This window comes from Pantoea trifolii, assembly GCF_024506435.1.
GTDB classification, from domain to species: domain Bacteria; phylum Pseudomonadota; class Gammaproteobacteria; order Enterobacterales; family Enterobacteriaceae; genus Pantoea; species Pantoea trifolii.
In genome coordinates this window covers 764399-776027 of record NZ_JANIET010000002.1, presented here as the reverse complement: position 1 = coordinate 776027, position 11629 = coordinate 764399, and the positions used below count along the sequence as shown (strand labels likewise).

Below are 11629 nucleotides of genomic sequence, written 5' to 3'. Positions count from 1 at the left end.
TGCGCCAATTCCTGCTGAGCTACAGGCACTTGCCGCCGAGTGGCGCGAGAACATGGTGGCAGCAGCGGCCGAAGCCAGCGAAGCGCTGATGGATCGCTATCTGGAGCAGGGCGATCTCAGTGAAGACGAGGTGATTGCCGGATTGCGTCAGCGCACGTTGCTCGGTGAAATCCAGCCGATGCTGTGCGGCAGCGCGTTCAAAAACAAAGGCGTGCAGCGCATGCTCGACGCGGTGATTGAACTGATGCCTTCGCCGCTCGACGTACCGGCGGTGAGCGGCGTCAATGAGCAGGGCGAACACGACGAACGTCATGCGGATGACAGCGAGCCGTTCTCGGCGCTGGCGTTCAAACTGATGAGCGATCCCTACGTCGGACAGCTGACTTTCGTGCGCGTCTATTCCGGCGTGCTGCGCAAAGGCGATAGCGTGTGGAATGCGGTGAAAGGGCGCAAGGAGCGCATCGGTCGCATCGTACAGATGCAGGCCAATGACCGTATCGAGATCGAAGAGATTCGTGCCGGTGATATCGCCGCCTGCGTGGGTTTGAAAGAGGTCACCACCGGCGAAACGCTTTGTGATCCTAATGCGGTGATCACGCTGGAGCGCATGGAGTTTCCCGATCCGGTAATTTCGCTGTCGATTGAGCCGAAAACCAAGAGCGATCAGGAGAAAATGGGCCTGGCGCTGCAGCGGCTGGCGGCCGAAGATCCGTCATTCCGTCTGCACACCGATGAGGAATCGGGCCAGACGATCATTTCCGGCATGGGCGAGCTACATTTGGAGATTATCGTGGATCGCATGAAGCGCGAGTTTGGCGTGGAAGCCAACATCGGTCGGCCGCAGGTTACCTATCGCGAAACTATCCGCAAAACGGTGCGCGAAGTGGAAGGCAAGTTTGTGCGCCAGTCGGGCGGTAAAGGTCAGTACGGTCATGTGGTGCTGACGCTGGAACCGCAGCAGGCGGGTGGCGGATTTGCCTTTGAAGACGCCACCAAAGGCGGCGTGGTACCGCGCGAGTTCATTCCTTCGGTGGAGAAGGGGATTCGTGAAGCGCTGAACAGCGGCGTGCTGGCCGGTTATCCGGTGGTGGATATCAAAGCCACGCTGACGTTTGGTTCGTACCACGATGTTGATTCATCGGAAATGGCATTCCGTATGGCGGCGATCTTTGGCTTTAAAGCCGCCGCGAAACGGGCCGATCCGGTGATCCTCGAACCGCTGATGCAGGTGGAAGTGGAAACGCCGGAAGAGTATGCCGGTGGCGTGATGGGCGATTTGTCGGCGCGGCGCGGTACGCTGCAAGGCATGGATGAACGCTTTGGTGCGCGCATTATTCGCGCCGAAGTGCCGCTGTCCGAGATGTTTGGCTACGCCACCACGCTGCGATCGATGTCGCAAGGCCGCGCCACCTACAGCATGGAGTTTGCACATTACGCGGAAGCTCCACGCAACGTGGCTGAAAGCATCATCGCCGCACGCGCCTAAGCTTTAGTGTGAAATCAGACCGGGCACAGGGGTAACACTTTGTGCCCGGCCTACTTATAAATCGACCGGTCGATAGCGTGAATTATTTAGCACCAAAAATGGACAGTTAATTTCCGCCAGGAAGCCGATAGTATTCGCAGAATCAGGGATATTTATCGGAAATTAATCATGGATGTCATTTATCTGGATCAGTCTTGCTATCACCAGCAGGGCTTAATTGCGCTGCTGGAACATTCAAGTATCACTTGCTGTAATACGCTTCGAGAAATGAAGACGCTGATGCGTGACAGGGAAAAAACCGCCACTCTTTCACCAATCATTATTTTTGATCTGCCAGAAAACTTCCGCACGGCGCTGGCTCAGATAGATTATCTGACCAGAATGAAAATCACCTTAAATGCGACGCTGATTTTCTTTTCAGATTCAGTAAAAAACAAAATTAATTACAGCACTCATGCCATCACAGCCGATTGTTTTATCGATAAAAGATCTCCAATCGGCACCATCAGTACCCAGCTGGCGATGATGCTGTGCCAGCATAAAAACGGCCAGCTGCTGGCTGCTCCCGCCATCAATGATCATTTAACCCGTAAAGAATTTAACTTCCTGCGTTGTTTATTCACGTACGAATCGATTGAAGGCGTGGCGAAGATAACCGGTATAAATAAAAAAACGCTCTATAGCCATCAGAATAAAATCGTTAAAAAACTTAATCTGAAAAACAGCCTGCATCTCTATCAGCGTTTCACCAATAATTTTTAAATCACCCCGTAGGGTCGCCATTCATGGCGACCTTATTCCCATACATGCCCATACTACAAAACATCGGATAATGTCATCACCGCCCGCGCCATTATTGCGTCGTCGGGGTATAAATAATCCTCAGCGTGCCCTGATAACGGCCCGCTGTTTTTGACGACAGGATGAAGGCTGGCGTAATAAGCTGCATCGGCGCGGGAACGCACAGCACCGAATTACTCTGGCCCGGCAACACCACCCGCCGCAACACACCTCTGTTGGTGCCACTCCAGATAATCTCACTGCCGTTCTCAACCACCTGACGCGCTTTGGTCAGCGGGTTGATTACTTCAATCGCATAATCGAGGCGATTTTGCGCCAGAGTTTTATCCGCGCCTGTGCGATATAGCGAAAACAACCCCGTTCCCCGGCCGGGCGCGGCTGCACCTTCGTCCTGAAACAACAGGCTAACCCGGTTGCTGTCAGAATTATTGCCGTCGTACAGGCACATATCCAGCGAACGACTGCCGCTGACGGTGGTGGTGGCGCGCGCGCCGGGGAAGGTTTTTAAACCAAGGTCAACGCTGGCGGCCGCATTGCCAAACTCCGGCAGATAGATTTGCTGATTACCGTAGTCGGTCACCTTGAAGGTCATGTTGGCGATCCAGTCACCCATTTTCGTCACATTGGTACATCCCACATTCACGTTCTGCGAATTTCCGGTGCAGGATGTGACTGGCCACTGCATCAGCGACATTTTCAACGTCGCGCTCCAGGTGCCCGCCGACGGGAATTTACTCAGCTCGGAGGAGGGAAGATAGGCCGAATAATCTGTGCCATCGCCACGCGGCGTGACGGCACCGCCAAAGGCATTCATCGGCACCAGATTGGTCGCCACCACCACATTATTCAGCGATCGCCTTTTGGTGAGATAGACATTCAGTACCAACGTCTGTTTGGTGCTACTTTCGGTGAACAACAGCGGCACGGGATAGGGTGACGGAGACGCTTCCAGCCAAACAGGTAATGTCAGGCAGGCACCATATTGATTGCTGGTGCGCGACTGGCAAACCAGCGTGTTGCGGCCCCATTTTGGCGCGTCATTGGTATCGTAACCGCCATTTTCATTGGTCCAGATCGGCAATTGCGCCGGCACTGACATACGGTCAAATGTTACGGCAACGCTGGTATTGCGCCCAGAAGGCGTCAGCATGGCGGCCTGCACCTGCATGGCCGCCAACATCCCTAATAGCGTCAGCGCGCTAAGCAATTTACTTTTCATCCAAACTTCCTATTGTTGTTGCGACGCAGAAGGCGCAGTACGTGCCAGCGGAACCTCATCTGCCTGGCGGGTGACAATCAGCATTTTTGCTCGTTGCTGCACATCCTGCGGCAATGAAGCCAGTTCGATAGGTTTGCAGTCGCTGTCGCCGACGTAACGCACCACGTCATGGATGCTTTTCACCTTAATTTCACAGCGGTACATCTGCATGCCGCGCACCATGTAAAGATTTTTTATGCGGTGATCGGTCTCAGCGCTGAATCCGCCCTGGCCTAAACCGGACCAGCTGGCGACATTCAGCGGCGTGGCGCCTTCCAGTGGACGCTGTGGATTGATCATCAGCCTGCCGAGCCAGGTGTAGCGCGAAACAATGTTCACCTTGCTGACCAGCATGCGACCCGGCGCGATGAACAGCGTGCGTCGTCCGGCACCTTGAGTAATTTCGCTGCGCATCCCGTCTTTGGATTCGATAGAATCATTGATGCTGATCGCGCTCTGGGTGTAAGCCGGAACGCTGAAAAGTGTGCGGCCGGTGCCATGCAGGCTGGCGCTGCCTGCGCCATCAACCGAGACATCTACCCGGGTATCGCGACTGTCATCGCTGCTCGCCACATGCAGACCGACCGCCGCACCGGGCAGGCCGTTGCCCCATTTGCCCCAATAGAGGCCGGAACGCGCTACCGCCAATGAGGAGTTGTAGCTGCCGCTGCTGCTGAAGCGCTGAGTGGATGAACCGGACGACGCAGAGCTGAATGCCAGGCTGCCGCTGCCGTATTCGCCCGCAGTTTTGCCGTAAACGGAAGCATTCAGAGTATTTTCCTGATTACCGTTGAGGTTCACGCCGATCTCCTGCTGATTCTGCGCATCGAAATACCAGTTTTGCGCCACGTTATAGCCAACCTGATCCTTGTTGTGGCGATCGGTTTGGTAGGTCATGCCGAGCGAACTGTAGCTCGAACGTGAATCAATGGTTGGCGTGCTGACGCGCGAGAGTGAGACGGAGAGGAAGCCACCGTTATCGCGCTGAGTTCCGCTGCTGCTGGTGCGGGTAAAGAGGTTGGCGCTGGTATTAATATTGAGTCCGTTGACGCTGAAGCCGCGCCCCAGGCCAGCCTGCCAGGTGGTGGTCTGCGTTTTACTGTAGATGTTGCGGCGCGCCCACTGCGGCACGACGCCGTTATCATCCCACTGCACCGGAAGCACATTGCGGCCCTCGTTCTTGCTGGCACTGTAACCGGCATTCAGATACCAGCTTTTCACCGGCACGCTGAACATTAGGCTGCTGCTCTGGTAGCACCCGCTAAAACCGTATTGCCCACCGTTGTTGCTGTAGCAATCCTGCGCATACAGGGCGCTGCGGTAGAAACTGAGGGAGAATCCGTCGTTATAAGCGACCTGCTGGATATTGCCGCGCGAACCTTCGCTGCCTTTCAGGTAGCTAAAGCGGGTGGTGAGGATGCCGTCGAGCAGCGGATTATCAAATCCGTGGCTCCAGTCGAGTGCGCTTTCAATAAAGCGGTTGCGGTTGGTCACGGCGACACCGCCGGTCAGCGCAGCGTCTTGCATCACAGGCACTTTGATGCCCGCCTGCATCACACGGCGATCGGCACCCGATGGCGACGCAGCGCCGTTGCCCTGCATCTCGCGATCGGGAATGGAGCCGCCTTGCACAAACCATTCAATGTTCTGGCTGGTGGCATTACCGGTGCGGCTAAAAGGAACCTGTTGGGTACGCGACAACTGATTATCTTCATAGATACGTAGCGTCACGCTGTAGCTACCATTGGGAAAGGCGCTGGTATCAAGATTTTGCGTGCCGGCATTCAGGTAAAAGGTGCCAAGCAGTTGCTGCCCGCGATAAGCATCAATACGCGACGGGCGCGTAATAAAGACAGTGACCGGCGTGCCTTGCGCCGCCTGTGCGCGGTTCATCCAGGCGAGCGTCGAACCGACGCGCGCACCTTCGATGGTGCTGAGCGGCAGTTGGCTTAAGGTAATGTTGCCGCCGGCGTTGCTGAAGATATCGCGCGAATCCATGCGTCCGGCCTGCACATAATAGCGTTTGCCGAGATCGCGGCGCAGAAACACGTTGTTAAAACGCACTTCCTGATGACTTTGCTGCCGGTATTTTTGCGCCAGATAGTCCCAGTCGATACCGGCATAGCTGTTTTCAGTAAATCCTAGCGCGCCCGCCCCCTGCAGCGATAACGTCTGGTCATCGCGGTTGGTGACGAAGTTAATATTCTGCTGATGAATAAACGCCGCTTCCGTTTCGGCGGTCTGCTGGTAATAGGGCGATGAATTGTCAGCCGCAAGCGGCACAAATTCCGGGCCGAGAAACAGCGCCACTCTGGCATTATTTTCGTCATAGATCAGCGCGAGGGAATCGGTCTCCAGATAGTCACAGCCCGCTGCGCCGCCGTTGCTGCTGCATGCCTTATTACCGTTGCGTGCCAAAGGTTCACTGATGAGATGGTCTAAGCGCTTTTCCTGCTGCGGATCCTTTTGATAATGCTGCATCACCGCCCGCGCAACCTGATGCGGTTTCAAGAACCTGACGCTATCCAGCGAAACAGAAGCTTCAAACAAGCCGAGCGATTGCCCGTAAACAGAAAGGTTGACCCACAGCGTCTGGCCGGTGACCAGCGATTCGAAACCAGGCGGAACCTGCGTGGCCGCCCGGGGTGCAAGAGAGGGGATCAGGGTAATGAAAGAGGCGATTAAAACGACGCGAATATTGACCTTCATTACAGCATCCTGCTGAAAAAGAATAATAAGGGGGGCGAGCGGCCCCCCGAAATAATTGATCAGTCAATGCCGACAAATTAGCTCTGCGTGGTGGCCTGAGTAATCAACAGGCTAATCACGCCGGAATAGGTGCCGGTTGCCAGCACGCCTTGCGTGGTCTGCGAGATTTTCAGTGGCAATACTGACGAACCATTGGCGGTGCCCGCCGGGAACAGCGAGGCGTAAGTCAGCGCCGTGTTGGTGGTGGTGATCGGTTTTAAATCCGCGCCCAGCGTGACGGTCAAAGGTACCGCTGTACCGGTAACGGTATTGTTAAGCTGCGCAGCGCTCACCAGCGCAACGTTAATATTGGCGGTTTGCGAGTTTGACCAGATTTTGGTGTCCAGTGAATAGGTAGACAAACCACGGCCCGGAATATATTGCATATTAATGGTACCCGGTAATGCGGTTCCGTCCGCCTGGGTCATATCGACCGTTGAATCGACATTCGCATTCACCGTAATATCTTTCTGCACCGCCTGTGCATTAAATACAGCCGTTAACGCAGCAGCGATGACAAGTGGTTTGATTAATTTTTGCATTTGTAGCTCCGTGAAAATCCTTGTACTGGCCGTAAATGACCGTCTCGTGGGTAGTAAACTGCTTTATAACAAACAGGTTGTTATTCCTTTAATAGGTGCTGATCATTGTCCGATGACGTACTCGGCTAGATTCCGCGTGTTGAGATCAACATATTTAATTCTGACTTCCTGAGCAGCGCTTAATTCTGCCGAACGCCAGGCTTTGAAGCGCAGTGTTTCATCCGGATAAACCGTGGCGTGTTCTTTTTTCCACTGGCAGCTGCTGCTGATATGTTGTTTTGAGCAAACCGCCACCTCACGAATCACTACGCGTACCGTACCTGAATTCTTGACTTCGCCCGATGCGGATGCTGTAAGCGATAACCTGGCATTGCGCGGCGGAATATGGACCAGCACGCCCCAGACTAAATTGATGCCGACCTGATTACTGATGTTATTATTTGGCAGCGATTTATCTTTCAATTCATCTGGGGCAGCCACGGCCTCAAAATAGACGCGCCAGGCGGTCTCTTTTTCCGGCAGTTGTAATGAAATCAGCCGAATGATGCGTTGAGAACCGGAAGCGAGCGCGAACTTATCCGGTGTGGCGATAAGCGAGCGCGAAACGGCATCTTCAACCAATATCTCTTTTTCAAACGGTGTTGCAGGACGCTCAATTCGCTTGATGCTGACGCGAATAAACTGCGCTTCACCGCTCTGTGATAATGTCTGCACCTGCGCCGCACCCTGATTATTCAGGCTGACTTCCATTGGATAGACACTCATATTTGCCGATGCTGATGGCATAGCAATAAAACCCATGAGGATCAGAGGGTAAGCGAGTTTTTTTAGCAGATGATTATTGGATGAAATACCCAATGAAAAGCCGTGATGCAGCATTTTTTGCGGTGAATCGTCCATGATAAATCCTTATGAAATCCATTAAAACCCTGTCGGATATTCCCTGTGAAAATCGGCATGGCTATAAGCCAGCATGGATTAATCAAGCGGAATAACCGTGCGTTAAGAAAGTTCTCATAAGGGCTTTGTTAAGTCACTGTCCATTTTTGTGGTTAATTTTTTTAAGCTGTGCTGCAAAGTGAATACTTGCCAAAATATCGCAGCCTAACTTAATGAAATAGTTATAAAAACAAAGGTTAATTTATAGGCCTAGAAATGGTCTTATCAGGCCAAAATAAAATCAGGCTTTACAAAAAATAGCGCATTGATGGTAAGATCGTACTCGGAAGGGCAAAAAGACCCTTGTTAATCTTAAAATGTTAACCTCAGAAATAATGCCTCCCAAAAGCATCATTAACCGCTTCTCAACAGGCCTTAAAATAACGCATGAGAAGGTAGGTGGTTTTTGAAATATTTATCATTGATAACCAGGCACACAACACAGCAATATGAAAAGCAAACAGCAACTCACAGCATTAATTTATCATCGCGCAGCAGAGATTAAGTCAAATAAAAACATCTCGTTAGTTATGCAGAAGCATTACAAGCTGTTGTTTAGACTGTATCTGACTAAGCCGCTCTATTTTAAAGTCATTTTTAAAGCCAATCGCTTTATTATTGGCTCGGCCATCATGGCGTACGCCTTCACTTCAGCAAACCCAACGCTGCGTGATGTAAAAGACTTTTGTAAGAAAACCGGCCTGATTAGCGACAACACTATTGACTCCTTTCTGCTGTTTATTCGGGTAGGCGGGCGTATGGAAGTTAAAAAGGACGCGCTGGATAAACGCAAGTTAACCTACACGGTGACCAGCAAAGCGCTGGATGAAACCCGCGCCTTAATTAATACCATGATGATCCCGTATGGCATGTTGTATGGAGATTTCGACGTTTCGGCATGCCTGAAAATGGAAAACTTCCATGCCGAATACTTCCAAAAATACGCTGAAATTACCCTCAAGCATGTCTACTTATTCGATATGGTGCCAGAGAGTAAAGCCTTCATTTTCAGGGATGCCGGGCATATGCTGCTGATGGATCTTTACATCGAAAGTTTGCAACAAAAAACCACCGTTATTGAGTACAACTACCTGAAAGCGTCACTGAAATGTGGGGTATCGCGTTCGCACATCAAACGCTGCCTGCAGGACGCCGAAGCGGCGGGATTGCTGACGCTGGATAAAGCCAGCAATACACTCATTTTGCATCTCTCCTTTATGCAAATGGCGCTGGATTATTTTGCGGTCTATATGGCCATGGTTGAGTACGGGTTACGCGGGTTATCCGGCGTGCCTCCGCTACCGGCAAGCCTGTCACGATAATCTGTTTTTTCGCTTATTCGTGAATTGCCAAATTCAACAAATCGATTGCCACTATTGTCGTTTTACATTTATTTGTCCGGGTTTTAATAATTCAGCGGGAATTAATACAGGCCAGATTAAGGTCATACATAATATTTACCTGCAATCACCAAGGACAATATGAAATTAACTTCAATAGCTTTGGCATTAGGTTTTAGCCTCCTGGGAAACGCGTTTAATGCTGTAGCCGCCGATCAACCGGTTAGCGGTGGCAGCTTAACGGTGGGTGTTGAAACCGAACCGACCACTTTTAACCCGCAGCTAAATGGTCAGGACAAAGCGGAAATCACGCTGCGTAACTTTTGGGAATCGCTGCTGGCGCGCCGTCCGGACGGCAGCTTTGTGCCGTGGCTGGCGCAGAGTTATGAAGCCAGCCAGGATGGCAAAGTGATTCGCTTTAATCTGCGTCAGGACGTCACCTTCTCCAACGGCGAGAAATTCGATGCCAACGCGGTAGCTGATAACTTCCGTCAAACTCAGGTCGCGCAATATTGCGCCGGCACCAGTTTGTGCCTGATGGGTTCGCACATCGAGAAGATTGAAACGCCGGACGATCACACCGTGGTGATCACCCTGAAAGAGGTTTATTCACCGTTCCTGTCCTTCGCAGCGGGCTTACAGATTCTGGCACCGGCCAGCTGGAAATCACCGCAGCTGAAATCGGGCGGCAAAGATCTGGCGGGCACCGGGCCGTTTATTCTCGAAAGCTATGAGAAAGGCCAGCAGGTGACCTACGTTAAAAACCCGAAATACAACTGGGCACCGGCAACCGCGAAGCATCAGGGACCGGCATATCTCGATCGCGTGACCTATCGCTTCCTGCCGGAATCGTCGGTACGCACCGGCGCGCTGCTGTCTGGTCAGGTTGATGCCATTGAAGGCATTTCCGGTAACGATGCCGGTGAGTTCAAAGACAATCCCGACTTTACCTATCAGCATGCGCTGAATACCGGTACGCCATATTCGCTGTTCCTCAACGTGGAATATGGCCCGACGCAGGATGTGAAAGTGCGCCAGGCGTTACTGCAAGGACTGGATATCGATCCGCTGCTGAAGTCGGTGTATCGCGGCGAGCGTACCCGCGCGTGGGGCATCACTTCGCCCATCGATCCGCTTTACAACAAAGAGCTGGAGGGCAAATACGGCAACAATCCTGATGCGGCCAACAAGCTGCTGGATGAAGCCGGCTGGAAAACCCGTGATGGCGAAGGTTTCCGCACTAAAGAGGGCCAGCGTCTGCGCATTGAGTTGATTCAGGCGCAGGCGACGGTGCGCGATCAGCGCGATGTGCTGCTGCAGGCAATTCAGGCGCAGGCGCGTCAGCGTCTTGGCGTCGATCTCAAGCTGAACTACGTTGATTCTGGTACTTATGCCGATGTGCGTAAAAGCGGCAAGTTTGGCACCATCGCCAACTCCAACACGCCAACCGATGGCGTGGATATCGAAAACCACTATCGTCCGATCGCTCAGGGCGGCGCAATTAACTACAGCCGCGTCAACGATGAGAAGATCAATGGCTTGCTGGATAAAGCCGCCAGCACGCTGGATCTTAAGCAGCGCCGCGATTTCTACAGCCAACTGCAGCAGATCGCGCTACCGCAGCTGGCGCTGGCAGTGCCGCTGTATGAACCGGAAGATCAGTTAGCCACCGCCAGCTACGTGCATGGCTACGGCTTCCGCAGCTATAAGCAGATGCCAGAAAGCGTTTACGATGTGTGGGTAACTAAACAGTAGGGGCGCCATTTATGGCGACCTGTCTTTCACATTTGCACCCAACGGTCGCCATTATGGCGACCCTACGCGCTGGTTATTTCCGTGGGCATTATTGCCTCGCAATAAAATACCATTTCCCATATTCAACAAATCGATTGCCGTTATTCTCGGTTTACTTTAATCCGCCGGATTTTAATACTTCCGGCAGGATTGAATAAGGAAACGGTCACCATGAGTCAGCTAATTGAAGTTGCCAGACCCGACGATGCGGAAGAAATATTTGCGTTATTACAGCGTGCCTACGCCGCGTTGGTGGCGCTGGATGTGCATTTCACCATTTCACAGGGCAACGTCGAGCAGGTGCGCCGCGTCATCGAGCAGGAAACCGTGCTGGTGCTGCGCAAATGGAAACGCGCGGTAGCGACCGTCACGGTGCGTTTTCCGTGGCAGCAGGATGAAAATGCACCTTCATCGCTCCCGTTTATCCACTGGTTTGCTGTCGATCCTGATTACAAAGGGCAGGGTTTTGGCCGCGACATCATCACCTACGCTGAAGAAACTCTGCTGAAAGAGACGTTGAAAGCGCCGGGCGTCTATCTCGCCACCGCCATCAAGCATCCATGGCTGAGCGAGCTCTATCTGCGCCGCGGTTATCAACCGTTTCATCACCGGACCAATCCATTAGGCGAAGCGCTGGTGTTTCTGAAAAAGGAATTCAATCCGCCAGCCGATCAACCCATCGCCAAAATCGCCTGAACAACTAAAAAAGCACCTGCAACCA

General features: G+C 52.6%; 9 protein-coding genes. 5 read left to right on the top strand and 4 right to left on the bottom strand.

The features are described from left to right. Positions 1 to 1486: elongation factor G (gene fusA / locus NQH49_RS22915; protein ID WP_256699422.1), on the top strand; the 1486-nt coding region annotated here is incomplete at its 5' end. A gap of 168 nt (positions 1487 to 1654) precedes the next feature. Beyond that, on the top strand, positions 1655 to 2248 hold the full coding sequence (locus NQH49_RS22910; RefSeq protein ID WP_256699032.1) for a LuxR C-terminal-related transcriptional regulator: 594 nt from the start codon (positions 1655 to 1657) through the stop codon (positions 2246 to 2248). Between the two features lie 91 nt (positions 2249 to 2339). On the opposite strand, the gene NQH49_RS22905 is transcribed toward NQH49_RS22910, so the two are convergent. From NQH49_RS22905 to NQH49_RS22890, 4 genes are all read right to left on the bottom strand, one after another. Beyond that, positions 2340 to 3506 carry a CblD like pilus biogenesis initiator family protein gene (locus NQH49_RS22905; protein ID WP_256699031.1) on the bottom strand — a complete coding sequence of 389 codons (1167 nt, stop codon included), beginning with the start codon at positions 3504 to 3506 and terminating at the stop codon, positions 2340 to 2342. Positions 3507 to 3515: 9 nt separating this feature from the next. Then, positions 3516 to 6254, bottom strand: coding sequence for a TcfC E-set like domain-containing protein (locus NQH49_RS22900; RefSeq protein WP_256699030.1), 2739 nt, complete (start codon positions 6252 to 6254; stop codon positions 3516 to 3518). A 77-nt stretch (positions 6255 to 6331) separates the two neighbouring features. Continuing rightward, the gene (locus NQH49_RS22895; protein WP_256699029.1) at positions 6332 to 6835 is read right to left on the bottom strand and encodes a CS1 type fimbrial major subunit; all 504 of its coding nucleotides are present in this window, start codon (positions 6833 to 6835) and stop codon (positions 6332 to 6334) included. A 102-nt stretch (positions 6836 to 6937) separates the two neighbouring features. Then, entirely contained in the window at positions 6938 to 7735 is a 798-nt protein-coding gene (locus NQH49_RS22890; RefSeq protein ID WP_256699027.1) for a fimbrial protein, read from the bottom strand. A gap of 590 nt (positions 7736 to 8325) precedes the next feature. Between NQH49_RS22890 and NQH49_RS22885 the strand changes: the two genes are divergently transcribed. The 3 genes from NQH49_RS22885 (at position 8326) to NQH49_RS22875 (ending at position 11604) form a co-directional block, all read left to right on the top strand. After that, entirely contained in the window at positions 8326 to 9096 is a 771-nt protein-coding gene (locus NQH49_RS22885) for a hypothetical protein (protein ID WP_256699026.1), read from the top strand. Between the two features lie 159 nt (positions 9097 to 9255). Next, positions 9256 to 10869, top strand: coding sequence for an ABC transporter substrate-binding protein (locus NQH49_RS22880; protein ID WP_256699025.1), 1614 nt, complete (start codon positions 9256 to 9258; stop codon positions 10867 to 10869). Positions 10870 to 11079: 210 nt separating this feature from the next. Beyond that, positions 11080 to 11604, top strand: coding sequence for a GNAT family N-acetyltransferase (locus NQH49_RS22875; RefSeq protein ID WP_256699024.1), 525 nt, complete (start codon positions 11080 to 11082; stop codon positions 11602 to 11604). Positions 11605 to 11629 lie beyond the last annotated feature (25 nt).

Bases quoted from the DNA above. Each gene is read 5' to 3' on its own strand.
- NQH49_RS22890 (WP_256699027.1), bottom strand. From the start codon at position 7,735: ATGGACGATTCACCGCAAAAAATGCTGCATCACGGCTTTTCATTGGGT.
- NQH49_RS22905 (WP_256699031.1), bottom strand. From the start codon at position 3,506: ATGAAAAGTAAATTGCTTAGCGCGCTGACGCTATTAGGGATGTTGGCG.
- NQH49_RS22895 (WP_256699029.1), bottom strand. From the start codon at position 6,835: ATGCAAAAATTAATCAAACCACTTGTCATCGCTGCTGCGTTAACGGCT.
- NQH49_RS22910 (WP_256699032.1), top strand. From the start codon at position 1,655: ATGGATGTCATTTATCTGGATCAGTCTTGCTATCACCAGCAGGGCTTA.
- NQH49_RS22880 (WP_256699025.1), top strand. From the start codon at position 9,256: ATGAAATTAACTTCAATAGCTTTGGCATTAGGTTTTAGCCTCCTGGGA.
- NQH49_RS22900 (WP_256699030.1), bottom strand. From the start codon at position 6,254: ATGAAGGTCAATATTCGCGTCGTTTTAATCGCCTCTTTCATTACCCTG.
- NQH49_RS22875 (WP_256699024.1), top strand. From the start codon at position 11,080: ATGAGTCAGCTAATTGAAGTTGCCAGACCCGACGATGCGGAAGAAATA.